Origin of the sequence: Salipiger abyssi, assembly GCF_017311415.1 — a bacterium.
Classification (GTDB): Bacteria; Pseudomonadota; Alphaproteobacteria; order Rhodobacterales; family Rhodobacteraceae; genus Salipiger; species Salipiger abyssi_A.
Window position 1 is genome coordinate 1 of record NZ_JAEKIS010000012.1, and the last position, 24,368, is coordinate 24,368.

Sequence of the window (24,368 nt, forward strand, 5' to 3'; positions counted from 1 at the left end):
GTTGCGCCAATGGTACTGCGACTCAAGTCGTGGGAGAGTAGGTCACCGCCAAACCTAGTAAATACCAAAATCATCTCTCAATACGTTCAAATACCAAAAACACAAAAAAAGCGCCCAAAAGGGCGCCTTTTTGCGTTCCGACATCCCCGACATCCCGCCAGATCCTTCGTTAACCAAACTCACAACCCGACCGGTAACATGAAAGCACCGTGTCGCGAAAACGTTTGCGACAGCCCCCACATTCCATCACTCTTGGAAGCTGTAAAGCCGGCACCTCGCGGCCGGTCAGGGTGATCCCAGAGGTGACAGAACCTGTGTGCAAAAAATGTAATCACAAAAACACGCACTTGGTCCGACGGTTCAAAGCAGACCTCCGGGAGGTGGAGGCGGTAAGGTACCGAGAGCTTCGCGATGAAGAGTTTTCCCTGTCTGCCAGCGGATTCGAAAAGGATACGCGCGCCTATATCATTAAAAAACTTCCGATACTGAATTACTCGACAGCCTTTGTAACCTGCCCCTACTGCGACGGGGACACCGAGGCGAGGTCGATGGAAATCGATCACATTATTCCGGTGCGACAATATATTCTTGCTCATATGTATAAGCTTTATAGCCAGGCACACAGCGCCTCGCTGGCCGAAATGACGGCGGAGGTGAACCGGCTTTACTGGGATCCGGAAAATCTTGTTTGCGTCTGCCGGCTCTGCAACAACAGAAAATCGAAAAAGATGCCGGACAAAGCAGTCGGCAAAACCCCGTCTTACCTCGACCGGCTGATCAAGAGCGCGCGCGATTCCGCCTCGAAAAAAAAATACGAGGCGCTCAAGAAAACGATGCAGGCGACGCGGACCCAGCCGGTTGCGATACGAAGGTTCCTGATCGGTGACCTGATGCTGAAGAAAACAACGGCCGAGCGCGCGGTCAGCAGCGGCAGCTCCGGGGTGTCGCCGAGTTTTTCGATATACGACATGAAGGAGAGACGCGATTATACGGAGCGGGGAGCGAAGCCATCGGTAACAGCCGCGCTTCGTTTTGCCTCCGCCGAAGTGGCGGAAAATATCGATGTCCTCATTCGCAACAAGATCGGCGGAAAGCCAAATCTTCGAAACCAAATCGGTGAAGCGCAGGTCCAGGAGCTTCAGGATGCCTACAAACAGCCAGTTACTCAGAAAAAGGATTTGCGGATCTGTCTGTATTGTCTCGGGCTGTTCATGGATACCGCGTTCCAGATCGAGCACATCAAGGCCATTCGGCGCAGCGCCACGAAATATTTCGACAAGAAGGAATATAACGACAACCTGATTGCGATCTGCCGTTCCTGCAACGGCAGCCGCAACAGCAGAGCCCTGACGCTGGGTCTGCTGCAAGATCTGATCGACGAGAGGGAAAAGCAGAACCTGCCGGCCGCCGACAAGATTTGCGAGGATCTTGCCGATGCAGCGCAGCGTCACATCCACACGATCCTCGGATTTTGAGGTTAAGAAAGGAATTCTCAGCCGGACTTCGTGGTCGAAATCGGCTCGACCGCACTCGCCAGAAGATCCATCAACCGTGCCATGCCTTCCGTCGGCGGCTGCTGGCTGGCATGCACCGTGATGTCGTATTTCGCCGATTTGTCGGTCGAGCGCGTGTTCTCGCGTTGCGTCGCCACCTTGCCGCTGACCTCCAGGCTGCCGCTGTAGAACAGCCCTCCGCCTTCCACCTTGGCGTTGACGTTGGTCTCCGTATCGAGATTTTCCTTCGATCCGGTCACCGAATTGATTTCCATGGTAAAATTGATGTCGACAGACTCGATCAGCAGCGACGGAATCGGCACCAGGCCCAACACGGGCGGTGCTACGGTGACCTTATGGGTCGAGATCGACCCGTCGGCTTCGGTTACCGGGCGCTCCAGCTCCAGCGGCAGGGTCATCACGGTCTTGTTGCCGGCATTGCCGGTGGCGCCTTCCTTGCCATAGGCCAGCATATTGATGAAATTGATCATCTCATGGCCCAGCTGTTTCTGCGCCTTGATCGCGGCGGCCAGCGGCGCGCCGATGAGATATTCCAAGGGAACCCCGCTCAGCTCGTTGCCGATTTCGGTGCCGCCGCCTCCGCCCGAACCATTGCCGTCGCCGTTGCTTGCAGGTGCCTTCGCCATGGGGGTCCCCCTTTAGGATGATGATCTTAAATAATCGAGCAGTTGTTCCTGAATGAGTTCGACACCCTCCGGCGGGTTGGTCATCTTGAAGGTGACCTTCACCTTGGCGGGTGAGGCGCTGGATTCGAAGCTGTCGCCCTTGGTCATGACCGTGATTTCGCTGGCGGTGTCGAAAAGATCGTCAATCGTGCGGCGGATGATAGTGAACGTGTCGTCCTCCTCCGCCTCGGCCTTTTCGGGCTCTTCTGCCTGTTCGTCTTTTTCGTCTTCCTGTTCGTCGTCTTTGTCTTCGTGCGGCTTGATTTCGAAGCTAGCGAGCTTCGCCTCGAACTCGATCTCCAGCGTGTCGATATTCAGCGTCGACATGGGGACGAGCGTGATCGCCGGCGCCTCGACGATATCGTAGTGTTCCTGCGTCCCGACGCCCCGGCTCGTCGCCATCGCAACAAGACGCGGCACATAGACCTCGACATCCTCACCGGTGGCGCGATCCTTGACCACCTTGGTTTCGAAATAGGACTGGAAGAGCTGAAGATGCTGGAGGTTCACAAAGCGCCGGGCCTCGAGCACAGAGGCGTAAATGCCTTCCAACAATGTCTGAAGCGAATGACTCAACGAAAACTCCGAACAAATTTCGGAAATGTAATCACGTAAAGTCGCCACCACCAACACAAGAATTCACCATCGCGCCGCAATCAAGGGTGTCGCGCCGGCCGGAGCTCGCCGAGAAGTCATGCGAAGGTGATCCGCGCGACGCTACGGCTCTCGCGCTGACGAAACCGCCTAACCGGTCAGAAAGAAAGGAACAATCTGTCCTCGGATGGCGCAGAAAAACATGCCTTGAGCCCGCCTTGAGAAAATTTTCTGTCGAATTCAAATAACGGTTACAAAGAGTGCATCTGCCCCTTGCAACCCGCCGCAAAGCCCGTTACGTACGCCCCACTGTCGCGGGGTGGAGCAGCCCGGTAGCTCGTCAGGCTCATAACCTGAAGGTCGTAGGTTCAAATCCTACCCCCGCAACCAGTCTTCTGAATATCTTTAGATTGTTCCGTTTTGTCGGGTATTCCGCAGCCGCGCCCATGGCCGGGTGCGCCGTTGTCGGAACGAAGTTCGGCCAGTGCCGGGATGACGTCGCGGGCCGTTGGCAATGCCAATGACGGGTTTCGATCCATGATCGCGATAGCTCGCAGGGTCGGGACAGGTGGGCGCCGCGATCAGGCGCCAGACCACATCGGGATTTTGGATGAAGAGCAGCTGCCCCGGCTTGATCATGGGTGCGCTGCCTGTGCTGGGCCGTCGAAGGGCGGGGCTGGCCTGGCGAGGCGCAAGCTGTCAATAAGGAGCCCGGCGCCGCTCCCGCGCCGCAAGACATGCCCCTTCTCAAAGGAGATTTCCACCGTGAGCGACGAGCAGAACACCCGTCACGCCGAAAAGATGCGCAAGATCAAGGTCGCGCGTGACCGCATGATGGAAACCAAAACCGAGGAGAAGGGGCTGGTCATCGTCCATACCGGATCCGGAAAGGGCAAGTCGTCTTCGGGCTTCGGTATGATCATGCGCTGTGTCGGGCATGGCATGCCTTGTGCCGTGGTGCAGTTCATAAAAGGCACATGGGACACCGGCGAACGGCGCATTCTCAAGGAGCGCTGTGCCGATCTCTGCACTTTTGTGGTTTCCGGCGAGGGCTTTACCTGGGAGACGCAGGACCGTGAGCGCGACATTACCGCCGCCCGGGCCGGATGGGAGCGTGCCAAGGCGCTGATCCGCGATCCCGAGATCCGCTTTGTGCTGCTCGACGAGATCAATATCGCGCTGCGCCACGAGTATCTGGAGATCGGCGAGGTGGTGGAGTTCCTCCGTACCGAAAAGCCCGAGATGACCCATGTCTGTCTGACCGGCCGCAATGCCAAACCCGAGCTGATCGAGCTTGCCGATCTGGTGACCGAGATGTCGCTGGTCAAGCACCCGTTCCGCGATGGGGTGAAGGCGCAGGCCGGGGTGGAGTTCTGAGCGGTGGCGCTTAGCCCGAAGCGGGCTGCCAGTCGGCGCCCGCGCGTGTGAGCAGCGGCGTGTCGAACACGCCTTCGACTGCCGCGCCGCGCAGCGTCTCCTGCCAGCGAAGCGTTTGGCGCATCGCCACGCCCGTGACCACGGGCGCCCGGCCGATCATCTCCAGCAGGTCGCGCCCGGCCCGCATCGAGGCGCCGGAGCTGACCACATCGTCGATGAGCGCAATCCGCGCGCCGTCGAGCAGCGGCAGCATGCGCGGGTCGAGATAGAGCCGCTTCGTGGCGCCCGGGCTGGTGATCGAGCTCAGCGGCACTGACAGCGCCTCGTCGTACCAGAACTTGCGTGAGGTGCCGAGCGGCACCATCCGCATATGACCCAGCCGCGCCGCCACCGCGCGGGCAAGGCCCAGCCCCAGCGTCGGCAGCCCGATCACCACATCCGGCGCATAGGGTTTGAGCCGCGCGGCGAGATGATCTGCCAGCGCCGCCTCGACCGTGAAACTCGTCTGGTTGAGTATCAGCGAGGCAATGCCGGTGCCGCTGTCGCCGAGCGGACGGATGGGCAGCCAGAGCAGCCGTCCGTCAGGCATCTGCGCCGGGAAGCGATGCTGCCAGGGAGGCGGTGGGGGCGGGCCAGGCTCGAAATCCTGCCAGAATTCGTGAGGCTGCATTCTTGCGCCTTTTCAGGGGGGTAGTCAGAGGCTAGCATCGCCCCTATGACGATGCCACCGGATTTCGACCTTGCCGCCCTGACCGCGCTGCGCCGCGATCTGCATGCCCATCCCGAGCTGGGGTTCGAGGAACACCGGACCGCAGCGCTGGTGGCCGGGCGCCTGCGCGCGCTGGGATATGAGACCGAGACCGGCATTGCCGGCACCGGCGTTGTCGGCACGCTTCGCGGCGGCGGCAAGGCGGTGGGGCTGCGCGCCGATATGGATGCGCTGGCGATGCCCGAGACCTCGGGGCGTGACTGGTCCTCCACCGTGCCGGGCAAGATGCATGCCTGCGGCCATGATGGCCATACCTCGATGCTGCTCGGCGCGGCGGAGGTTCTGGCCAAGGCGCCGCCCGAGGGCGTGACGGTGCATCTGATCTTCCAGCCCGCCGAAGAGGGGCGCGGCGGCGCGAAGGCCATGGTCGAAGCAGGGCTTTTCGAGCGCTACCCCTGCGACATGGTCTTCGGGCTGCACAATATGCCGGGGCTGGCGGTCGACGAGATGGCGGTGGTGGTGGGGCCACAGCTCGCCAGTTCCGACAGCTGGACGCTGCGTCTGGTGGGCGAGGGCACCCATGGCGCCAAGCCGCATCTGGGCCGCGATCCGTTGCCGGCGGCGGGGCAGTTCCTTGCCGGCTTGCAGACGGTGACCGGGCGCATCGTCGATCCGTTGCAGCCGGCGGTGGTGAGCGCCTGTTCGGTGCAGGCAGGCGACCCGCGTGCGCTGAACGTGATCCCCGATATCGTCGAGATCGGCGGCACCGCGCGGGCCTATACCGAAGAGGTGCGCGGCCAGCTCGAGGCGGGGATCGGGCGGCTGGCGCGGGGCATAGCCGAGGCGCACGGGCTGAAGGCGGAGTATACGTTCATCCGCCGCATCCCGCCGGTGGTGAACGACCCGGCGGCAACCGAGGTTGCGCTGGCCGCCGCGCGGCGGGTGTCGGGGTCGGTACGCACGGATTTTCCGCCCTCCACGGCGGGCGACGATTTCGCCTTTTTCGGTCAGGCGGCGCCGGGGGCCTATGTCTGGCTCGGCAACGGGCCGGCACGCGACGGCGCGCTGCATCACAATACCGGTTACGATTTCAACGATGCGGCGCTGCCCACCGGCGTGGCGTTCTGGGTGGAACTGGTGCGCGAGGCGGCGCGGCGGGGCTGAGCGCTCAGCCCAGCACCGGCGAGGCCAGAAGCTTGCCCGCCTGCGGATCGGCAATGCCGAGATCGGTCTGGTGCGGGCCCTTGTTGCAGGCCAGCGTCGCGCCTACCAGCGCCTTGAAGACCAGATAGGGCGGCTGCCAGTCGACCACGTTCTCCATCGCCGCGCGCAGCGCCACCAGCCCCTCCGCCACCTCCTCCAGCGGCGCGTCCGAGACAAGCCCCGCCACCGGCAGCGGCAGCAATGCCGTGACCGCGCCGCCCTGCGCCACGGCCATGCCGCCGCCACAGGCGATGAGCGCATTGGCGGCGGCGGCCATATCGCGCGGATCGGTGCCGAAGAGTGTTAGGTTGTGACTGTCATGACTGACCGTGGTGGCAAAGGCGCCGCGCCAGTCGCCCCAGCCGGTCAGCAGACCGACCTTGGGCGTGGGCTCGGTAGTCCCGTGACGATGCAGTACGGCGATGCGTGTGGCGCCCTGCGGTAGCACGACCTTGCCGTCGTTGACCGGGGCTGCGATCTCGCCCCATCGGGTAAAGCGCGGCCGGTCGATTGTGGCGAGCCGCGTCTCGGCGCCCTCCGCCACGATCTCGAAATCCTCCGGCGCGACCGGTGACAGGCGCATGCTGCCGCGCAGCCGCTCGGGCAGCGGCAGGGGGGCCGTGGGCTCGGGGACTGCGCCGTTGAACAGGACATGCTCGGCGTGAAACGCCTCCAGCGAACGGGTAAGCACCAGATCGGCGCGCTTTCCCGGCGCCACGCGTCCCAGATCATTCCGGCCAAGACGCAGCGCCGCGTTCAGCGTTGCCGCCTGAAGCGCCCGCATCGGCGGCAGGCCATAGCGGATCATCCGCCGCAGCATGTCGTCGAGCCCGCCCTCGCGCGCCAGATCGTCGGGGAAGGTGTCGTCGGTGCAGAGCGTCAGCGTCGGCGGGCAGTGCGGCAGGCCCGCCAGCCGCGTTGCGATCTCCGGCAAAAGGTGGTCGTGCGAGCCGCGCAGCTCGATCCAGAGCCCGGCGCGCAGCTTTTCCATCAGATCCTCGGCGGAGGTGAGCTCGTGATCCGACGAGATCCCCGCCGCGACAAAGGCCTGAAGCTCCGCCCCGGTCAGCCCGCGCGCATGGCCGCAGAGCGGCTTGCCCGAGGCCAGCGCCGCCTGAAGGATGCCGCGCATCCGGGGCGCGCGCGCGATCACCGCGCCCATATCCATGACCTCCGCCAGCCCGTGCATGTCGGGCCGCTCGATCAGCGTACCGATGGTGGCGCCGTCGAAATCCGCCCCCGCCGTCTCGTAGCCGGGCGCCGAGGGCACGCAGGAGGGCACCAGCGGCAGGATGCGGGCGCAGGCATTGGCGGCGGCGTTCGCGGCGTAGTCCAGCCCCTCGACACCGGCCACATTGGCGAATTCATGCGGATCCCAGATCAGCGTCGTCACCCCGCGCGGCAGCACATGGGCGGCATAGGTCTCGGGCGTGACCATGGAGCTTTCCACATGCATATGCGTGTCGATCAACCCCGGCGTGACGATCATGCCGTTTGCGTCGAGCGTCTCCGCCGCATCCGCCCGCGTGCCCGGCGCGTGGACCGAGGCGATGAGTGGCCCCACGATGCCGATATCCGCCGCGCGGATCTCTCCCAGCGCGGTATCGGCCACCTGCCCGCCGAGGATCAGCAGATCGAAGGGCGCGTCTCCGCGCGCGGCGGCAATGGCGCGGTCGCGCAACGCGGCATCGTTGAGATCCTGCGGTTCGGAAAGGCTCATGACGGATCCCTCAGGGCGGAGAGGCAGAGGTCGCGCACCGCATCCGCGTCGAGATCGGAAACGATCTGCCAGGGCGTGCCGGTGGCGGGGGTGACGCGGGTCTGACCACGGCGCTCGGTATCGGCGAGCTCGGTCACCAGTTCCACATGGCTCAGGGTGAAGAGCTCGGGCGCGCGCAGCAGCGCCGCAGCAACCGGATCGTAAAGCGCCATGCCGGGGCGGCCCCGGCTGAGCCCGATATCGAGATAGCCGCCCATCAGGTCGTGCATGATCGGCGGCAGGGGGGCGAGGTCGGGCTCGGTCACCTGCACCTTGCGGCAGGCTTCGAGATCGACCATCACCAGCGGCACCTCGCGGGCGAGCAGCAGCGCCAGCGCTTCCGGGTCGGCAATGGCGTTGAACTCGGCATAAGGCGTGTGGTTGCCGCGCCCGACCGAGCCGCCCATCCAGACGATGCGGCGGATGCGGGGCAGCAGGTCGGGCCGGGCCAGTGCCAGATAGGCAAGGTTGGTGAGCGGCCCCAAGGCCAGGATCTCTGCCTGCTCGTGCCATTCCAGCCAGGTCATCAGCCCGGTCAGCGCGCGGGTCAGCGAGCGATCCACCGCGCGAGGCAGGCGCAGCCCCCGGCTCGGCTGGCCGCTGGAGCCAAGGATGCGCGCGGCGGTTTCCATCGTGCCGGAGAGTGCGCGATCGGCGCCCTCGGTCACCGGGAAGGTCCAGCCATAGGCGTTGGCCGCGTCGAGCGCATTGGCCCGCACCGAAGCCAGCTCGGCACAACCGAAGACCAGCGACATGCCGTCGATGGGCAGTGTGCCGTCGAGCATCAGCACCGCAAAGAGGTCGTCGACCCCCATATCGGTGTCGATCCAGATCCCCATTAGTCGAGCCGCGCCAGATGCGCGGCGCGCTCGCGCGGCAGGTCGAAGGCGACGCTCTGGCCGATCTCCAGCGGCGCGGCGCCGGCGGGGGTATCGGCCTTGATCGTGCCGAGTGGGCTTTCGAGGATGTATTCCCGGCGCTCGCCGGCAAAGGCGGTGCCGCGCACCTTGCCCTCGTTGGGGCCGCTGCCCAGCACCACCGCGCCGGGGCGCCAGGCCAGCCCGCCGCCCGCGCCGTCGGGCAGAATGGTCTCGAAGCCGACAAAATCGGCGGCAAAGCCCGAAACCGGCGCGGAATAGATTTCTTCCGGCGTGCCCGTCTGCTCAATGGCGCCGTCGCGCATCAGCACGATGCGGTCGGCCAGCGCCAGCGCCTCGGCCTGATCGTGTGTGACAAAGACCATGGTGATCCCGGTTTCCTTCTGCACCCGTTGCAGCTCCATCCGCATTTCCAGCCGCAGCCGCGCGTCGAGATTGGAGAGCGGCTCGTCGAGCAGCAACACCTTGGGTTCCATCACCAGGCTGCGGGCCAGCGCCACCCGCTGCTGCTGCCCGCCCGACAGATCGCGCGGCGCGCGCTGGGCAAAGTCGGACAGCCCGACGGTGGCGAGCCCGTCGCGCACCTTTGCGTCGAGATCGGGTGCCGATTTCAGCCGCAGCCCGAAGGCCACGTTTTCATAGACCGTCAGATGCGGAAACAGCGCATAGCTCTGGAACACCAGCCCGACCTCGCGCTTGGACGGCGGCAGGCGGGTGACGTCGCGCCCGTCGATCACGATACGCCCGGCGCTGGGCGTCATCAGCCCGGCGATGGCGCGCATGGTGGTGGATTTGCCGCAGCCCGAGGGCCCCAGCAGGGTGATCAGCTCGCCCTTGGCGATGGAGAGGTCGAGCCCTTCGACGGCAACGGTCTTGCCATAGGCGAGGGTGAGCCCGTCGAGCGCAACGTAGTCAGACATATTTCGAGAACCCCAGGAACCGTTCCGCGGCGAGGATGATGCCGATGGAGAGGAAGGCGAGCAGCGCCGAGAGCGCCGCCACGGACGGATCGTAGTTGATTTCCATATAGGCGATCATGTCGATGGGCAGGGTGCGGATACCCGGCCCCGACAGGAACAGCGAGACCGGCACCTGATTGAACGAGGTGACAAAGCCCAGGATGAACGCGGCAAGGATGCCGCCGCGAATGTTCGGCAGCACCACCTTGGTCACCGCCTGCAAGCGGTTACAGCCGAGGATCAGCGCCGCCTCTTCCATGTCGGTGCGCAGGTTCTCCATCGAGGCCGAGACCACGCGCACCGCATAGGGCAGAACCAGTGCCGTATGGGCGAGGAACAGCGCCGTCAGCATGCCCAGTCCGGTGGGCAGCACCAGATAGCGCAGCAGCGCGAGGCCGACGATGATGCCCGGCACGATGATCGGCGAGGACACGATGAGCCGCACCGCCTCGGCCCCCGGCACGCGGTAGCGGGTCATCGCGTAGCTGGCGGGGATCCCCAGCGCCAGCGCCGCCAGCGTGCCGCCCACCGCGAGGAACATCGATACGCCGAAGGAAGCGCGGAAGCTCTCGATGGTAAAGACCTTGATGAACCACTTGAGCGACAGTCCCTGCGGCGGGAAGGCCAGCGAATTGCCCGCCGAGAGCGCGGCGGCGATGATGATCAGGAACGGCCCGATCAGAAAGGCGAGGGTCAGGGTCAGGACGACCCAGCTCGGCAGACGGTTCATCGGGCCCTCCTTGCGGTGGCGAGGCGCTTGAGCAGCAGGTTGGCGGAGAAGGCCATGACCATGAGGATCATGGCGATCACGCTGGCCGAGGCGAAATCGTTGGCCACGGTGACCCGCTGATAGAGCAGCGTCTCCAGCATCAGCACCTTGGCGCCGCCGAGGATGGCGGGGGTGATATAGGCGGTCATCGAACCGGTGAAGACCAGCGTGCCGCCGACCACCAGCCCCTCGCGGGTGAGTGGCAGGATGACCCGGGCAAAGACCTGAAACCAGTTGGCGCCGAGTACCCGCGCGGCGGGCACCGCGTCGCGCGGCATGTTCTCCATCGCCGAGACCAGGCTGATGATCATCAGCGGCAGGAAGAGTTGCAGCAGGCCGATGAACACGGCGGTTTCGGTGAAAAGCAGCCGCAGCGGCGTGTCGAGCAACCCGCTTCCCACCAGCATCTGGTTGACGAAGCCGGTGCGCCCGAGGATCACCAGCCAGGCATAGGTGCGCGCCACGGGCGAGATCATCAGCGGCAGCGTGACCAGCGCAAAGACCCGTCCGCGCGAGGCGGGCGGCAGGCTGACGATGGCGAAGGCGGTGGCATAGCCGATCACCGCCGAAACCCCGGCCACCAGCGCCGCCAGTTTCAGCGTGCGCAGGAACACCACGCGGTTGCGGCCGCTGGCGAAGAATTCGACATAAGGCGCCAGCGACCAGCCGTCGGCATTGCGAAAGCCTTCGGAAAGCAGAATCCCCACCGGCAGCAGAAACAGCGCCGCGGCGAAGACCGCCGCAGGCAAGGCCAGGGCGAGACCTGTGCGTTTGTCCTCGAACATGAGCTTACTTCAGCACCTTGGCGTTCCATTCCTCCAGCCAGCTTTCGCGGCTGTCGAGGATCACGTCGGGCGGCAGCAGCTTGAGCGAGGCCACGGTCTCGGCACCATAGGTCAGGTTCTCGGCCACCTCGTCTGAGACCTCCACCTCGGCATTGGCGGGGCTGTCGACCAGCGCCTCGGCCAGCGCGGTCTGAACCTCGGTCGATAGCCAGAAGTCCATGAATTGCAGCGCCAGATCCTCGTTGCCGTTATTGGCGGTCATCACCATGACGTTCATGCCGCCGGTCTGGCCCTCTTTCGGTGTCGCCCATTCCATCGGCAGCCCATTGTCCTTGAACCGGCCCCAGGCAAAGCGGCCCACCGGCGCGGCCCAGATCTCTTCCTGCTGCATGAGCTGGGCGAGCTGCGAGGAGCGCACGTAATAGGTCACGATATCGTCCGCATGCGCGGCGACCTCTTCGATGGCGGGGGTCAGGTCGTAGCCTTCCGATCCCATCGCCTGGCCGAGCATGTAGAGCGCCGGCGGGCCCTGGTTGGTGGTGACATCGGGAAAGGCCACGTTGCCCGCCAGCTCGGGCGACATCAGGTCGGCCCAGCTCTCCACCGTCACCTTGTCGGAGCGGTAGACGATGGAGGTGGCATAAAAGGTGTAGCCAATGCCCAGATGATCGCCCAGAGGATCCTTGGCGATGTCGTAGAGCTTGTCGTAATTCGACAGTTTCGACACATCGACCGGTTGCAGCAGATCCTTGCGGGCGGCGCCCATGGCGTCATGGGTGGAGAGCACCGCCATGTCGATCACCGGATCGTCCTTGTTGGCTTCGATCTTGGCCAGCCGCTCGACGGAATTGCCGGTCTCGACGACGATGTCGCAGCCGCAGATCTCTTCGAACGGATCGTAGACGATCTCTTTGAACTCGTCCTGGGCAAAGCTGTAGACCGATATGGTCAGTGTCTTGTCGGCGGCATGGGCCGCGGGAGCGAGGGCGAGCGCGCTCAGGCTCGCCGCCGCCAGAAGGCGGGTCTTGGCGGGACGTCGGGTCATGGGCAGGTCTCCGTGTTGGGGTGGTTTATGGTTGTGCCGCGCGGCAGCAGTGTCACCGGAACGGTGCGCGGCGGCGGCGCGGGGTTGGCGTCGAGCTGCGCCAGCACACTGGCCAGCGCGCCCTCGGCGATGGCGCCCAGATCCTGGGCGACGGTGGTCAGTCCCGGCGCCACAAGCGCCGAGAAGGCGTGATTGTCGAAGCCGGTTACCGCGATCTCTTGCGGCACCTTCAGCCCGGCGGCCTGCAAGCGCGTCAGCAGCGGCAGCGCGATCAGGTCCGAGGTGGCGGCAAGCGCGGTGAAGCCCTGCGCCAGGATGTCGCGCGGCGAGGGAAGAGGTTCCTCCTCCAGCCAGAGCACCCTTGCGCTCATGTCGTTGCCGAGCGCGCCGGTCATGCCGGCGACGCGGTCCCTCTGTACCCGGGACGAGCGGCTTTGCCCGACGATAAGGATGTTCTTGTGCCCGAAGTTGCGCAGATGTCCGGCAATCAGCGCGCCGCCCTGCCGGTGATCGGCAGAGATGGTGTTGCCGGGGGTGGAGGCGGCGTCGATCACCGCGACCGGCACGGTGAGCTCCGGCAGCTTTGTGCCGCGCCGGGGTACCACAACCAGCCCGTCCGCGCCCTGCCGCAGCAGCCGGCGCAGCGCCTTATCCTGCGCCTCGCGGGTGCCCCGGCTGTCGGCGATGAGCACGCCGAGCCCGCGCGCCTGCGCCGCCGCTTCGATGGACTGCGCCAGCGCGGGAAAAAGCGGGTTGGCAATGTCCGGCAGTACCAGCCCGATCACGCCGCTGCGCCCGGTGCGCAGCGCCCGCGCCCGCACCGAAGGAGCATAGCCCAGTCGCGCGGCCTCGTCGCGGATGCGGGTTTTCAGCGCCTCGGAGACGCGCCCCTTGCCGGAAAGCGCGTTGGACACGGTGGCCTTGGAGACCCCCATGGCGCGCGCGATGTCTTCCAGCTTGGGTGTCATGTCCGACTCGGCTCCCGAGAAGATTAAACGATTAAGCAAATTCAGCGCGAACAGGGTGCGTCGCGTCAAGTGGCGGCACCGGTATTTTCGGCTGGGCGCGGATATGCGGATATCGTTTGCACGCGAATTGATCGCACAGGCCGGTTCTGACCCGCCGGTAGCTGGCCGGAGAGCGACGTGGCTTACTCGCGCGCGCGAGGGAGCTCGCTAGTGAGACAGCGCCTCTTTCAGCGATTGCGGCGCCGAGCCGCGGTCGCGCAGGTCGAGCGAGGTGAGCAGGTCGAGTAGGTGGCTCTTCATCAGATCCTCGGCCAGCGGGCCGTCGCCGCTCGCCAGCGCGCGCAGCAGCGCATGGTGGGCGTGGCTCTCGCAGAGCGCCGCGCGGCGCTGCCAGTAAAGCGCGATGATCAGCGAGGAGCGCGAAACCAACTGGGTGACGAACTCGGCCACGGTTGCCTGATCTGCGATGCGCGCGATCTCGATATGGAACATGCCCGACAGATGCAGCGCGCGGCCGGTATCGCCCAGATCGAGCGCGCGGTGCTCGTTGTCGATATGGGTTTGGAGCGTGGCGATATCGGCCTCGGTCATGCGCTCGGCGGCCGAGCGCGCGGTGCGCGGCTCCAGCAGGGCGCGCGCCTCGAAGACCTCGCGCGCCTCCTTGACCGTGGGCTGGGCGACAAAGGCGCCGCGGTTGCGCCGCAGATCCACCAAACGCATATGCGCGAGCCTTTGCAGCGCCGCGCGCACCACGGTGCGGCTGACGCCATAGACCTCGCCGACCTCGTCCTCGTTGAGCTTCATCCCAGGCGCGATCCGGTGCTCGTGAATGGCCGTCGCCAGCCTCTCCACGATCCTCTCGTCGCCGCTTTCCCGTTTTTGCGCTGCCCGCGCCATTGCCGTCGTCCTGCTCGGTTACCGGGTAACAATGCGCGTTACTGGGCGATTCTCAAGCTATGCCATGCGTTTCCAGGATTGTGCGTAAGATTGTATACGATTTCAGGTGCAATGTTGTGCGCAATGGGGTTCCGTCGGCCCAAATGGTGGGCGTTTCCGGTATGGCTTCGGTCCGGCGGCTGAAACTGTTTCATCTTTGAGAGAATTCCGTCTCAGCCTCGGAGCAATCACGACAGGGAGCTGCCGATGCGCACGGAAGATGATCTCGAACTCGTTCACCTGACCAAGCGCTATGGCGACACCGCCGCGGTGCGCGACATCAATCACGTCTTCAACAACGGCACCTATGTCTGCCTGCTCGGCCCCTCGGGCTGCGGCAAGTCGACGACGCTGCGGATGATCGCGGGGCATGAGAGTGTCAGCGAGGGCGCGATCCTGCTGAAGGGCCAGAACATCGCGCCGCTGCCGCCGGCACGGCGCGGCACGGCGATGATGTTCCAGAGCTATGCGCTGTTTCCGCACCTTTCGGTGCGCGACAACGTGGCGTTTTCGCTGCGCATGAAGGGCGAGGACAAACCGGCCCGCCACCGCGCCGCCGACGAGATGCTGGAGCTGGTGGACATGTCGCACCTGGCGCAGCGGCTGCCGGCGCAGCTCTCTGGCGGCCAGCAGCAGCGGGTGGCGCTGGCGCGCGCGCTGGTGACCAAGCCGCGGGTGCTGCTGCTCGACGAGCCGCTCTCGGCGCTGGACCCGTTCCTGCGCATCCGCGTGCGCGCCGAGCTGAAGCGGCTTCAGCGAGAGCTGGGCATCACCTTCATCCATGTCACCCACGGCCAGGACGAGGCGCTGGCGCTCGCCGATCAGATCGTGGTGATGAACAACGCGGTCATCGAGCAGGCGGGGCACCCGCGCGACGTGTTCGCGGCGCCCCGCACCGAATTCGTCGCGCGCTTCATGGGTGGCCACAACGTGCTGTCACTGAACGGATCGCGCTACGCGCTGCGCGCCGATGAGGTGAGGCTGGCGCCGCAGGGGCATGCGGCGGTGGTGCGCACGGTGGAATATCAGGGCCATCACGTCGCGGTCACCGCGACGATGGGGGAGGAGGAGATCCTCGCCTATGTGCCCGAGGAGAGCTTTTTCTCCGATCCGAAGAGCCCGGGCGACGCGGTGAGCCTCGCCTGGGAAGAAGGGCGGCTGCACCGCCTCGAAGCCTGACGGGCACTCCGCCCGCAATTCACCGATAACGACGACCAACGGAGAGAGGACTACCATGGCCAAAGTCGGATATACCCGCCGCGCGCTGCTCAAGGGAGGGGCCGCCGCCGCTGCCGCCTCGGCGCTTCCCGCGCCGATGCTCTGGGCGCAGGAGACCAAGAACATCGTGTTGCGCCAGTTCGGCACCGGCGTGTCGAACCTCAACGAGGTGGCACAGAAAGTGAAAGAGGATCTGGGTTTCACGCTGGAAATGACCGCGCTCGATTCCGACAGCGTCACCCAGCGCGCCGCCACCCAGCCCGACAGTTTCGACATCGCCGATATCGAATACTGGATCTGCAAGAAGGTCTGGCCGACCGGCAACCTTCAGGCGATGGATACCTCGAAGATCGCCAATTACGACAAGATCGTCGGTATCTTCCGCTCCGGCAAGCTGACGCCGGAGTCGGTCATCGCGCAGGGCACCGCGCCGCATAGCGTGGGCTTTGTCGACGGCCCCGGCGCCACCAGCTTTGCCGATGAGGAAACCGGCTGGATGACGCTGATCCCAACGATCTACAACGCCGACACGCTGGGCATCCGGCCCGACCTGATCGGCCGTCCGATCTCCAACTGGTCGGAGCTGCTGAACCCGGAATTCAAGGGCAAGGCCTCGATCCTCGACATTTCGTCGATCGGTATCATGGATATGGCGATGGTCTGCGAATCCATGGGCGAGATCACCTATGGCGACAAGGGCAACATGACCCGCGAGGAGATCGACAAGACCTTTGCGATCTTCACCGAAGCCAAGCAGAACGGCCAGTTCCGCGCCTTCTGGAAGACCTTCGACGAGAGCGTCAATCTGATGGCCTCCGGCGAGGTGGTGATCCAGTCGATGTGGTCGCCGGCGATCACCGCGGTGAAATCGCGCGGCATTCCCTGCGTCTACCAGCCGCTGGAAGAGGGCTATCGCTCCTGGGGCGGCGGCATCGGCCTGTCGAAATCGCTGACCGGCATGGAGCTGGATGCGGCTTACGACTACATCAACTGGTATCTTGACGGCTGGGTCGGCGGGTTCCTGATGCGTCAGGGTTATTACTCGGCAGTGCCGGAAACCTCCAAGAACTACATGTCCGAGAACGAGTGGGGCTACTGGTTCGAGGGCAAGGAAGCGACGGCCGAGATCACCTCGCCCTTCGGCGATGTGCTGGCACAGGCCGGCGAAGTGCGCGACGGCGGCTCCTTCTACGACCGGATGGGGTCTGTTGCCTGCTGGAACGCCGTCATGGACGAGAACCAGTACATGGTGCGTAAGTGGAACGAGTTCATCGCGTCCTGAGGCGGAATGTCGCCGCCTGACGGCGGCGACCGGCGGGGGGCGTGCCGCCCCCCGCAACCCCCCGCAGTTGCGTATTTTCAAAGAGAAGAAAGGACGGGGACGCGCCCAATGCTGAAGAACCGCCACGTGACCGGCTGGCTACAGGCCGCGCCGCTGAGCCTTGTCCTGATCGGCTTTCTGATCCTGCCGATCGTCGCCATCGTCATCGTAAGTTTCTGGCGGGCGACGGAGTTTTCCATCATCCCCGCCTTCACGCTGGAGAATTACCAGTTCCTCTTCGGCTCGCCGGTGACCTACAAGGTGTTCCTCGCGACCTTCAAATACGCCGCGATCACATGGGCGCTGACCCTGCTGATCGGCTTCACCGCCGCTTATTACCTGGCCTTCCACATCCGCAGCCAGACGGTACAGATCGCGCTGTTCCTGCTCTGCACGATCCCGTTCTGGACTTCGAACATCATCCGCATGATCTCGTGGATTCCGTTTCTGGGGCGCAATGGCATCGCCAACAGCACGCTGATCGACATGGGGGTGATCGACGAGCCGCTGGAATGGCTGCTTTACAGCGATTTCTCGGTGATCCTGGCCTTTGTCCACCTTTATACGCTGTTCATGGTGGTGCCGATCTTCAACACCATGATGCGCATCGACCGTTCGCTGATCGAGGCGGCCTATGACAACGGGGCGAGCGGGTTCCAGACGCTGGTGCATGTGATCGTGCCGCTGACCAAGCCGGGCATCATGATCGGCACGATTTTCGTGCTGACGCTGGCGATGGGGGATTTCATCACCGTGCGCTTCATGTCCGGCAGCCAGAAGGCCAATGTCGGGCGGCTCATTTCCAACGACATCGCGCTGCTGCAATACCCCTCGGCCGCCGCTACCGCCGTGGTGCTGCTCTGCACCGTGCTGATCGTGATCGGCATCCTTCTGCGCTTCGTCGATATCCGCAAGGAGCTCTGAGACATGGAACAACGTTCGCGCGCCTTCTACCTGCTCACCGCGTTTTTCGCGCTGTTCATCCTGTTTCTCTACGGGCCGACGATCACCATCGGCATCCTAAGCTTTCAGGGGCCGCAGGGCGGGCTGACCTTTCCGATGAACGGGGTGTCGCTGCACTGGTTCCGCGATCTTTTCGAAGAGCAGGCGGTGGGCGATATCTGGGGCGCCTTCCGCCGCAGCCTGGCGCTGGGGCTCATGGTGATGGTGACCACGGTCGTGATCTCGGTCATGGGCGGGCTCGCGTTCCGCAAGCGCTTTGCCGGCTCGGGGCTGCTGTTTTACCTGATCATCGCCTCGCTGGTGATCCCGTCGATCCTGATCTCGCTGGGGGTGGGGCTGATCTTCAACCAGCTCGGGTTCAAGATCCACTGGGCGACGAGCGGTTTCGGCTCGCAGCTCACCTGGACGCTGCCCTTCGGCCTGCTGATCATGTTCGCGGTCTTCAACCGCTTCGACAAGAGCTACGAGGAGGCCGCGCGCGATCAGGGGGCGACGGCCTGGCAGACCATCGCCTATGTGGTGCTGCCGATCATCGCGCCCTCGCTGATCGGTGTGGCGCTCTTCGGCTTTACGCTGAGCTATGACGAGTTCGCGCGCACCCTGCTGACGGCGGGCAGCTACAACACGCTGCCGCTGGAGATCTTTGGCATGACCACCAATGTGACCACGCCGGTGATCTATGCGCTGGGCACGCTGACGACGTTGTTCTCTTTCCTGATCATCGCTGTATTCATGGGTACGGTGGTGATCCTCGGGCGGCGGCGGGCGCGGCTCGGCTCGGACGCGGGCAAGGGCGTATGACCCGGATCGTCTATCTTAACCCGAATTCCACCGCCGCGATGACCGAGAGTCTGGTGGCGGTGGCGCGCCGGGCCAATCCGCAGGCCGATATCCTCGGCTGGACCAATGCCGGCGGGCCGCCCGCAATCGAGGGGCCACAGGACGGCGATGCCGCCGTTCCGGGGCTTCTGGCGCTGCTGCTCGAGGCGGTTGAGGCCGGGGCCGATGCTATCGTGATCGCCTGTTTCGACGATACCGGGCTGGCGGAGCTGCGCGCGCGGGCGCCGTGCCCGGTGATCGGGATCGGCCAGTCGGCCTATGTCTCGGCGACGCTGCTGGGGCATCGGTTCTCGGTGATCACCACGCTCGCGGTCTCCGTGCCGGTGATCGAGGGCAATGTGGCAGCCTCGGGGTTCGGCGGCAACTGTGTCTCGGTGCGGGCGAGCGGGCTGCCGGTGCTGACGGTCGAGGCGGGCAGCGAAGCGACGCGCCGCCGCATCGCCGAAGAGATCGGCGAAGCGGGGCGCGCGGACGGCGCGACGGCGGCGATCCTCGGTTGCGCCGGCATGGCGGCGCTGCGCGACGATCTTGCCGCGCGCAGCGGGCTGCCGCTGATCGACGGGGTGGCGGCCTCGGCGCAGCTGGCGCCGGCGCTGGCGCGGATGGCGGGGTAGCCGCGACGGGGCGGAATTTCGCGAAAAACCGGCAGCGAGACGCCTCGGCCCGGTGCTCCGGCGGGGCGTTTTTCATGCCGACTCGGCCTCTTGGGGGCGGCAGGCCGCCGCTGCGGATCGGAAAAGCTGCCTAAAAGGTATGCATTCGGCATCTTTAGCGACGCACGACGCGCACGAGAGAGTGAAAACCGCTCAACTATCTGTGAGATAACCGGAATTCTCCCGGCGCATGTCGATTTGTCGCAGCGATGTGCGCCGGCGTGAGGTCTAGGCCCTTGCCTGCGAACCAACGTTCCGGACTGCCCGTGCCCTTCGTCGACACCCGCAGCCTGTCGGACACGAAAGAGGCATACGCTTGATATATCTAAGAAAACCGCTGCTGGCAGCGGGGGGTGCACTTGCGCTCTCCGGATGCCGCTACGATGTTCTGTCGCCGCAGGGCTGGGTCGGCGGGCAGGAACGCAACCTGCTGATCATCTCGACCCTTCTCATGCTGATCGTCATTGTTCCGGTCCTGTTCATGGCCGTCTATTTCCCGCTGAGATACCGCGCCGACCGCAGCGATATCTCCGATTACGACCCGAGTTTCGAGCATTCCAACAAGCTCGAAGCGGTGGTCTGGGGCGTTCCGGTGCTGATCGTCGCGGCGCTGGGCTGGTACACCTATGTCTATACCCACCGGCTCGACCCCTATCGCCCGCTCGATCATCTCGAAGCCGGCGCGCCCGTCGAGGTGCAGGCGGTCTCGCTCGACTGGAAATGGCTCTTTATCTACCCCGAACTGGGCGTGGCCTCGGTCAATGAGCTGGCGATTCCGGCCGGGCGTCCGGTGAATTTCAGCCTGACCTCGTCGACCGTGATGAACACGCTGTCGATCCCGGCGCTGGGCGGCATGGTCTATTCCATGGCGGGGATGGAGACCAAGCTGCACCTGATCGCCGACAGCGAGGGCACGTTCCAGGGCCGGTCGGCGCATTACTCGGGCCCCGGGTTCTCGGACATGGTGTTCGAGACAAAGGCGCTCAGTGACGACGATTTCGAGACTTGGGTCGCCGGGCTGCGCGAGACGGGCACGCCGCTTGACCGCGACAGCTATCTGGCGCTGGAAAAGCCCTCCATCGACGCGCCGGTCAGCTATTTCGCCTCCGTCGAGGACGGGCTTTTCGACCGCATCGTCAATCTCTGCGTCGAGGCCGGAAAGGTCTGCATGAAAGACATGATGATGTCCGACAGCATGGGCGGCGGCGGGCTGGAGGGCATCGGCGATGCAGCCGCCTACAGCCATGACCGCGCCCGCGCCATCGACGGGTTCGGCGCCCCCATCACCCTGCCGGAACCGGCAGCGACTTCCCATCACGAGAGCGCCCGAGAAGAGGCGCTGCTGACCGTGCCCGGCCTGATCTGCGGCCCCGGCGTGGACGGCCAGGAGGACAGCATTCATGTTAACTGAGACCGCACAACCGAGTCTGTCGCCGATCTTCGGGCGCCTGACGCTCGACTGGATCCCCTATCACGAGCCGATCCTTGTCGGCACCTTTGCCGGCGTTGTGCTCGGCGGGCTGCTGGTGCTGGCTCTGATGAGCTATTTCCGCCTCTGGGGGCCGCTCTGGCGGAACTGGGTGACCACCGTCGATCACAAGAAGATCGGCATTATGTACATGATCCTGGGTTTCGTCATGATGGTGCGCGGTTTTGCCGACGCGCTTATGATGCGGCTTCAGCAGGCCATGGCCGCCGGCGGGGTCGAGGGCTATCTGCCGCCGCACCATTACGATCAGGTCTTTACCGCCCATGGCGTGATCATGATCTTTTTCGTCGCAATGGCCTTTGTCACCGGGCTGATGAACTATGTCATGCCGCTCCAGATCGGCGCGCGCGACGTGGCCTTTCCCTTCCTCAACAACTTCTCGTTCTGGATGACCGTCGCGGGCGCGCTGCTGGTCAATATCTCGCTTTTCATCGGCGAGTTCGCGCGGGTCGGCTGGCTTGCCTTTCCACCCTTGTCGGGAGCGAGTTACAGCACCGGGCCGGGGATGGATTACTATCTCTGGGCGTTGCAGATCGCCGGCGTGGGCACCACGCTTTCCGGCATCAACATGATCGCCACGGTGCTCAAGATGCGCGCGCCGGGCATGAAGCTCATGGACATGCCGATCTTTGCCTGGACCTCGCTCATCACCAACGTGCTGATCGTCGCCGCCTTTCCGGTGCTGACCGCCACGCTGGCTCTGCTCACGCTCGATCGTTATCTCGATTTCCGCTTTTTCACCAATGACTTTGGCGGGAACCCGATGATGTATATCAACCTGATCTGGGTCTGGGGTCACCCGGAGGTCTATATCCTCATCATCCCCTGTTTCGGCGTCATCTCCGAGATCGTGGCGACCTTCTCGGGCAAGCCGATCTTTGGCTACCGCACGATGGTCTGGGCCACCGCCTGTATCATGGTTCTGAGCTTTGTCGTCTGGTTGCACCACTTCTTCACCATGGGCTCGGGCGCCAGCGTGAACACCTTCTTCGGCATCACCACGATGATCATCGCTGTGCCCACGGGGGTGAAGATCTTCAACTGGCTCTTCACCATGTACAAGGGCCGGGTGCGGCTCGAAGTGCCGATGCTCTGGGTGATCGGCTTTCTCGTGACCTTCACCATCGGCGGCATGTCCGGGGTTCTGCTGGCGGTGCCGCCGGTCGATTTCCAGCTCCACAACACGCTGTTCCTGATCGCGCATTTCCACAATGTGATCATCGGCGGGGTGGTCTTTGCGGTCTATGCCGCCGTCACCTACTGGTGGCCCAAGGCCTTCGGCTTCCGGCTCGACGACACCTGGGGGCGGCGCAGCTTCTGGTTCTGGTTCGTAGGCTTCTACTTTGCCTTCATGCCGCTCTACGCGCTGGGGCTGATGGGGGTCACGCGCCGGATGAACGCCTATCCCGATGCCGGCTGGCAGCCCTATTTCATCGTCGCGGCCTTTGGCGCGGTGCTGATCCTGCTGGGCATCCTGTCGACCTTCGCCGGCTTCTACGTCTCGATCCGCGACCGCAAGCGGCTGGCCTGCGGCCGCGACCCCTGGGATGCGCGCACGCTGGAATGGGCCACGCAATCGCCGCCGGCGCCCTACAACTTCCCCGAAGACATCCGGATCGTCGGGCGCGAGGCCTTCTGGCACATGAAGCAGACCGGCTTCAAATGGTCCGGGCATTACCGCCCGATCCATATGCCCAAAAACACCGCGACCGGCGCGCTGATCTCTGCCGCCGCGCTGGTCTTTGGCTTTGCCATGGTCTGGTACATCTGGTGGCTCGCGCTCCTGAGCTTTGCCGCGATGCTGGCTTTGGGCATCGCCCACACCTTCAACTACAACCGCGATTACCACATCCCCAGCGATGAGGTGACCGCCACCGAACTGAAAGGAGCGGCCGCATGACCCCGCGCGACGCCGAGCTTGCTCTGCCCGACGGGCCTGCGCCCCACGCCCATGCGGTGGGCCATGACGGGGCCGAGCATCACCACGCCAGCCCGACCCCCATCGGGTTCTGGATCTACCTGATGAGCGACTGCATCATCTTCGGGGCGCTCTTTGCCACCTATGCGGTGCTCGGCGGCAGTTATGCCGGCGGGCCCGCGCCCAAGGATCTGTTCGAGCCGGGCTTCGTCGCCATCGAAACCGCGCTGCTGCTGATCTCCTCCGTCACCTTCGGCGTGGCGATGTTGCAGGCCGAAAAGGGCCGGCGCGACACGACGCTGATGTGGCTGGCGGTGACCGGGCTCTTTGGCGCGGGCTTCATCGGCATGGAGCTTTACGAGTTCCGCCACCTGGTCCATATCGGCGCCGGGCCGGACCGCTCCGCCTTCCTGTCGTCCTTCTTTGCGCTGGTGGCCACGCACGGGCTGCACGTCACGGGCGGGATCATCTGGCTGGTCACGCTGATGGCGCAGATCCGCATGCACGGGCTGATCGAGGCCAATATGCGCCGCCTGTCGACGCTCTCGATGTTCTGGCACTTCCTCGATCTGGTCTGGATCGGCGTGTTTTCCTTTGTCTATCTGGTGAGGCTGGTCTGATGTCGTCACACACGCATACCGCATCGCACGGCACCATGGGGCAGCTGATGATCGGCTTTGGCCTCGCGGCGCTGCTGACCATCATTCCCTTCGGTCTCGTCATGGGCGAGGTCGGGATAAGCCGCAGCACGCTTGTGGGCATCATCATGGGGCTGGGCGCGGTGCAGATCCTCGTGCATCTGGTCTATTTCCTGCATCTCAGCCGCTCGTCCGAGGAAGGCTGGACTCTGTCCGCCAGCATCTTCGCGGTGATCATCCTCGCCATCGTGCTCGCCGGCTCGCTCTGGGTCATGCACAATATGAACGAGAACATGATGCCGATGCCCGAGATGCATCGGCAGATCGAGCAGATGAAGAGCCTTCAGGCGCAGGAGGGATGAGCGCCCCCCTCTCCGGAACGGGGCCCTCCGGGGCCCCGGCGCACACCCGGGTTGGGGCGCGCCTGATCCTCGCCGGGCTGGTCGCCGCGCTGCTCTTCGCGGGGTTCTCGGGGCTTGGCATCTGGCAGATCCGCCGCCTGCACTGGAAGCGCGACCTGATCGAGCGGGTCGACGCCCGTGTCCATGCCGCCCCGGTGGCGGCGCCCGGTCCAGACAACTGGCCGGGTATCAAGGCGGCGCGCGACGAATACCGCCGGGTCACCCTCTCCGGGCGCTTTCTCAACGATGAGGAGGTGCTGATCTACACCCCGTCAGATTACGGCCCTGCCGACTGGGTGCTGACGCCGCTGCGGCGCGACGACGGCAGCATCGTCATGGTCAATCGCGGGCTGGTGCCGCAGGCGCTCGCCGAGGCGGGGCAGTTCGACCGCGACGCGGGCCGCGTGACCGTCACCGGCCTGCTGCGGATCTCCGAGGATGAGGGCTGGCTCTTCTCGCGCGCCAACGATCCCGAGAACCAGCGCTGGTATCGCCGCGACATCGACTCGATCACCCAGGCGAAGGGTTTCGCGACCGCCGCCCCCTATTTCGTCGATGCCGAGCTCGGCGATCCGCAGCGCTGGCCGCGCGGCGGGCAGACGGTCGTGCGCTTTCGCAACGCCCATCTCAGCTACGCGCTGACCTGGTTCGCCCTCGCCGCGCTGACGCTCGCGGGCTTCGCCCTCCTGCTCCGTCAGGACGTGCGGTGCCCGTCCGACACCTGACCGAAGACATCGGGCTTGGCACCCATATGAGTGCCGCGATC

At 64.7% G+C, this 24,368-nt stretch carries 24 protein-coding genes and 1 tRNA gene; 14 read left to right on the plus strand and 11 right to left on the minus strand.

Annotated features, from left to right (window positions below; translation table 11 throughout):
• Positions 1-548: 548 nt before the first annotated feature.
• Positions 549-1,475: an HNH endonuclease gene (locus I6N89_RS16225; protein WP_207019468.1), complete on the plus strand. Its 927-nt coding sequence runs from the start codon at positions 549-551 to the stop codon at positions 1,473-1,475.
• 17 nt (positions 1,476-1,492) lie between these two features.
• On the opposite strand, the gene I6N89_RS16230 is transcribed toward I6N89_RS16225, so the two are convergent.
• The gene (locus I6N89_RS16230; RefSeq protein ID WP_207019469.1) at positions 1,493-2,140 is read right to left on the minus strand and encodes a DUF2589 domain-containing protein; all 648 of its coding nucleotides are present in this window, start codon (positions 2,138-2,140) and stop codon (positions 1,493-1,495) included.
• Positions 2,141-2,152: 12 nt separating this feature from the next.
• Positions 2,153-2,755, minus strand: coding sequence for a DUF2589 domain-containing protein (locus I6N89_RS16235; protein WP_207019470.1), 603 nt, complete (start codon positions 2,753-2,755; stop codon positions 2,153-2,155).
• 331 nt (positions 2,756-3,086) lie between these two features.
• Here I6N89_RS16235 and I6N89_RS16240 point away from each other — a divergent pair.
• Both I6N89_RS16240 and cobO read left to right on the plus strand, forming a co-directional pair.
• Positions 3,087-3,163 (plus strand) — tRNA-Met (locus I6N89_RS16240).
• Between the two features lie 375 nt (positions 3,164-3,538).
• Positions 3,539-4,150 carry a cob(I)yrinic acid a,c-diamide adenosyltransferase gene (cobO, locus tag I6N89_RS16245; RefSeq protein WP_207019471.1) on the plus strand — a complete coding sequence of 204 codons (612 nt, stop codon included), beginning with the start codon at positions 3,539-3,541 and terminating at the stop codon, positions 4,148-4,150.
• A gap of 10 nt (positions 4,151-4,160) precedes the next feature.
• Here the strand turns inward: cobO and I6N89_RS16250 are convergent, their stop codons facing one another.
• Complete coding sequence (locus tag I6N89_RS16250) at positions 4,161-4,820, minus strand: phosphoribosyltransferase (protein ID WP_207019472.1); 660 nt, start codon at positions 4,818-4,820, stop codon at positions 4,161-4,163.
• Positions 4,821-4,865: 45 nt separating this feature from the next.
• Here I6N89_RS16250 and I6N89_RS16255 point away from each other — a divergent pair, with 45 nt between their 5' ends.
• Positions 4,866-6,023 carry a M20 aminoacylase family protein gene (locus tag I6N89_RS16255; RefSeq protein ID WP_207019473.1) on the plus strand — a complete coding sequence of 386 codons (1,158 nt, stop codon included), beginning with the start codon at positions 4,866-4,868 and terminating at the stop codon, positions 6,021-6,023.
• Positions 6,024-6,027: 4 nt separating this feature from the next.
• Here the strand turns inward: I6N89_RS16255 and I6N89_RS16260 are convergent, their stop codons facing one another.
• The 8 genes from I6N89_RS16260 to I6N89_RS16295 all read right to left on the minus strand — a co-directional run bounded on the left by I6N89_RS16260 (position 6,028) and on the right by I6N89_RS16295 (position 14,122).
• A complete protein-coding gene (locus tag I6N89_RS16260) occupies positions 6,028-7,782 on the minus strand; it encodes an adenine deaminase (protein WP_207019474.1) in 1,755 nt (584 codons plus the stop codon).
• On the minus strand, positions 7,779-8,660 hold the full coding sequence (locus tag I6N89_RS16265) for a nucleoside hydrolase (protein ID WP_207019475.1): 882 nt from the start codon (positions 8,658-8,660) through the stop codon (positions 7,779-7,781). Before I6N89_RS16265 ends, I6N89_RS16260 begins: the two co-directional genes overlap by 4 nt.
• Positions 8,660-9,619, minus strand: a complete 960-nt coding sequence (locus I6N89_RS16270) for an ABC transporter ATP-binding protein (RefSeq protein WP_207019476.1) — start codon at positions 9,617-9,619, stop codon at positions 8,660-8,662. The genes I6N89_RS16265 and I6N89_RS16270 overlap by 1 nt, the downstream gene beginning before the upstream one ends.
• On the minus strand, positions 9,612-10,388 hold the full coding sequence (locus I6N89_RS16275) for an ABC transporter permease (protein WP_207019477.1): 777 nt from the start codon (positions 10,386-10,388) through the stop codon (positions 9,612-9,614). Before I6N89_RS16275 ends, I6N89_RS16270 begins: the two co-directional genes overlap by 8 nt.
• Positions 10,385-11,212, minus strand: a complete 828-nt coding sequence (locus I6N89_RS16280) for an ABC transporter permease (RefSeq protein ID WP_207019478.1) — start codon at positions 11,210-11,212, stop codon at positions 10,385-10,387. The genes I6N89_RS16275 and I6N89_RS16280 overlap by 4 nt, the downstream gene beginning before the upstream one ends.
• Positions 11,213-11,216: 4 nt before the next feature.
• Positions 11,217-12,257, minus strand: a complete 1,041-nt coding sequence (locus I6N89_RS16285; RefSeq protein WP_207019479.1) for an ABC transporter substrate-binding protein — start codon at positions 12,255-12,257, stop codon at positions 11,217-11,219.
• On the minus strand, positions 12,254-13,225 hold the full coding sequence (locus I6N89_RS16290; protein WP_207019480.1) for a LacI family DNA-binding transcriptional regulator: 972 nt from the start codon (positions 13,223-13,225) through the stop codon (positions 12,254-12,256). The genes I6N89_RS16285 and I6N89_RS16290 overlap by 4 nt, the downstream gene beginning before the upstream one ends.
• Before the next feature lie 207 nt (positions 13,226-13,432).
• Positions 13,433-14,122, minus strand: coding sequence for a GntR family transcriptional regulator (locus tag I6N89_RS16295; protein ID WP_207019481.1), 690 nt, complete (start codon positions 14,120-14,122; stop codon positions 13,433-13,435).
• A 246-nt stretch (positions 14,123-14,368) separates the two neighbouring features.
• On the opposite strand from I6N89_RS16295, the gene I6N89_RS16300 reads away from it, so the two are divergent.
• The 10 genes from I6N89_RS16300 to I6N89_RS16345 all read left to right on the plus strand — a co-directional run bounded on the left by I6N89_RS16300 (position 14,369) and on the right by I6N89_RS16345 (position 24,327).
• Positions 14,369-15,340: an ABC transporter ATP-binding protein gene (locus I6N89_RS16300; protein ID WP_207019482.1), complete on the plus strand. Its 972-nt coding sequence runs from the start codon at positions 14,369-14,371 to the stop codon at positions 15,338-15,340.
• A gap of 55 nt (positions 15,341-15,395) precedes the next feature.
• Positions 15,396-16,661: an ABC transporter substrate-binding protein gene (locus I6N89_RS16305; protein ID WP_207019483.1), complete on the plus strand. Its 1,266-nt coding sequence runs from the start codon at positions 15,396-15,398 to the stop codon at positions 16,659-16,661.
• Positions 16,662-16,769: 108 nt separating this feature from the next.
• Positions 16,770-17,624, plus strand: coding sequence for an ABC transporter permease (locus tag I6N89_RS16310; protein ID WP_207019484.1), 855 nt, complete (start codon positions 16,770-16,772; stop codon positions 17,622-17,624).
• 3 nt (positions 17,625-17,627) lie between these two features.
• Positions 17,628-18,464, plus strand: coding sequence for an ABC transporter permease (locus tag I6N89_RS16315; RefSeq protein WP_207019485.1), 837 nt, complete (start codon positions 17,628-17,630; stop codon positions 18,462-18,464).
• A complete protein-coding gene (locus tag I6N89_RS16320) occupies positions 18,461-19,117 on the plus strand; it encodes an aspartate/glutamate racemase family protein (protein ID WP_207019486.1) in 657 nt (218 codons plus the stop codon). Before I6N89_RS16315 ends, I6N89_RS16320 begins: the two co-directional genes overlap by 4 nt.
• A 355-nt stretch (positions 19,118-19,472) precedes the next feature.
• A complete protein-coding gene (gene cyoA, locus I6N89_RS16325; RefSeq protein WP_207019487.1) occupies positions 19,473-20,567 on the plus strand; it encodes a ubiquinol oxidase subunit II in 1,095 nt (364 codons plus the stop codon).
• Complete coding sequence (gene cyoB, locus I6N89_RS16330; protein WP_328805895.1) at positions 20,557-22,545, plus strand: cytochrome o ubiquinol oxidase subunit I; 1,989 nt, start codon at positions 20,557-20,559, stop codon at positions 22,543-22,545. Before cyoA ends, cyoB begins: the two co-directional genes overlap by 11 nt.
• Positions 22,542-23,183: a cytochrome o ubiquinol oxidase subunit III gene (cyoC, locus tag I6N89_RS16335; RefSeq protein ID WP_207019488.1), complete on the plus strand. Its 642-nt coding sequence runs from the start codon at positions 22,542-22,544 to the stop codon at positions 23,181-23,183. The genes cyoB and cyoC overlap by 4 nt, the downstream gene beginning before the upstream one ends.
• Positions 23,183-23,563: a cytochrome o ubiquinol oxidase subunit IV gene (cyoD, locus tag I6N89_RS16340; protein WP_207019489.1), complete on the plus strand. Its 381-nt coding sequence runs from the start codon at positions 23,183-23,185 to the stop codon at positions 23,561-23,563. Before cyoC ends, cyoD begins: the two co-directional genes overlap by 1 nt.
• Positions 23,560-24,327: an SURF1 family protein gene (locus I6N89_RS16345; RefSeq protein WP_207019490.1), complete on the plus strand. Its 768-nt coding sequence runs from the start codon at positions 23,560-23,562 to the stop codon at positions 24,325-24,327. The genes cyoD and I6N89_RS16345 overlap by 4 nt, the downstream gene beginning before the upstream one ends.
• Positions 24,328-24,368 lie beyond the last annotated feature (41 nt).

Excerpts from the sequence above, each read along its gene's own strand:
- cyoD (WP_207019489.1), top strand. The coding sequence starts at position 23,183 with ATGTCGTCACACACGCATACCGCATCGCACGGCACCATGGGGCAGCTG.
- I6N89_RS16345 (WP_207019490.1), top strand. The coding sequence starts at position 23,560 with ATGAGCGCCCCCCTCTCCGGAACGGGGCCCTCCGGGGCCCCGGCGCAC.
- I6N89_RS16305 (WP_207019483.1), top strand. The coding sequence starts at position 15,396 with ATGGCCAAAGTCGGATATACCCGCCGCGCGCTGCTCAAGGGAGGGGCC.
- I6N89_RS16315 (WP_207019485.1), top strand. The coding sequence starts at position 17,628 with ATGGAACAACGTTCGCGCGCCTTCTACCTGCTCACCGCGTTTTTCGCG.
- I6N89_RS16300 (WP_207019482.1), top strand. The coding sequence starts at position 14,369 with ATGCGCACGGAAGATGATCTCGAACTCGTTCACCTGACCAAGCGCTAT.
- I6N89_RS16310 (WP_207019484.1), top strand. The coding sequence starts at position 16,770 with ATGCTGAAGAACCGCCACGTGACCGGCTGGCTACAGGCCGCGCCGCTG.
- I6N89_RS16265 (WP_207019475.1), bottom strand. The coding sequence starts at position 8,660 with ATGGGGATCTGGATCGACACCGATATGGGGGTCGACGACCTCTTTGCG.
- I6N89_RS16290 (WP_207019480.1), bottom strand. The coding sequence starts at position 13,225 with ATGACACCCAAGCTGGAAGACATCGCGCGCGCCATGGGGGTCTCCAAG.
- cyoB (WP_328805895.1), top strand. The coding sequence starts at position 20,557 with ATGTTAACTGAGACCGCACAACCGAGTCTGTCGCCGATCTTCGGGCGC.
- I6N89_RS16260 (WP_207019474.1), bottom strand. The coding sequence starts at position 7,782 with ATGAGCCTTTCCGAACCGCAGGATCTCAACGATGCCGCGTTGCGCGAC.
- I6N89_RS16295 (WP_207019481.1), bottom strand. The coding sequence starts at position 14,122 with ATGGCGCGGGCAGCGCAAAAACGGGAAAGCGGCGACGAGAGGATCGTG.
- I6N89_RS16230 (WP_207019469.1), bottom strand. The coding sequence starts at position 2,140 with ATGGCGAAGGCACCTGCAAGCAACGGCGACGGCAATGGTTCGGGCGGA.
- I6N89_RS16225 (WP_207019468.1), top strand. The coding sequence starts at position 549 with ATGGAAATCGATCACATTATTCCGGTGCGACAATATATTCTTGCTCAT.
- I6N89_RS16255 (WP_207019473.1), top strand. The coding sequence starts at position 4,866 with ATGACGATGCCACCGGATTTCGACCTTGCCGCCCTGACCGCGCTGCGC.
- I6N89_RS16275 (WP_207019477.1), bottom strand. The coding sequence starts at position 10,388 with ATGAACCGTCTGCCGAGCTGGGTCGTCCTGACCCTGACCCTCGCCTTT.
- I6N89_RS16270 (WP_207019476.1), bottom strand. The coding sequence starts at position 9,619 with ATGTCTGACTACGTTGCGCTCGACGGGCTCACCCTCGCCTATGGCAAG.
- I6N89_RS16250 (WP_207019472.1), bottom strand. The coding sequence starts at position 4,820 with ATGCAGCCTCACGAATTCTGGCAGGATTTCGAGCCTGGCCCGCCCCCA.
- cyoC (WP_207019488.1), top strand. The coding sequence starts at position 22,542 with ATGACCCCGCGCGACGCCGAGCTTGCTCTGCCCGACGGGCCTGCGCCC.
- I6N89_RS16320 (WP_207019486.1), top strand. The coding sequence starts at position 18,461 with ATGACCCGGATCGTCTATCTTAACCCGAATTCCACCGCCGCGATGACC.
- I6N89_RS16285 (WP_207019479.1), bottom strand. The coding sequence starts at position 12,257 with ATGACCCGACGTCCCGCCAAGACCCGCCTTCTGGCGGCGGCGAGCCTG.
- I6N89_RS16280 (WP_207019478.1), bottom strand. The coding sequence starts at position 11,212 with ATGTTCGAGGACAAACGCACAGGTCTCGCCCTGGCCTTGCCTGCGGCG.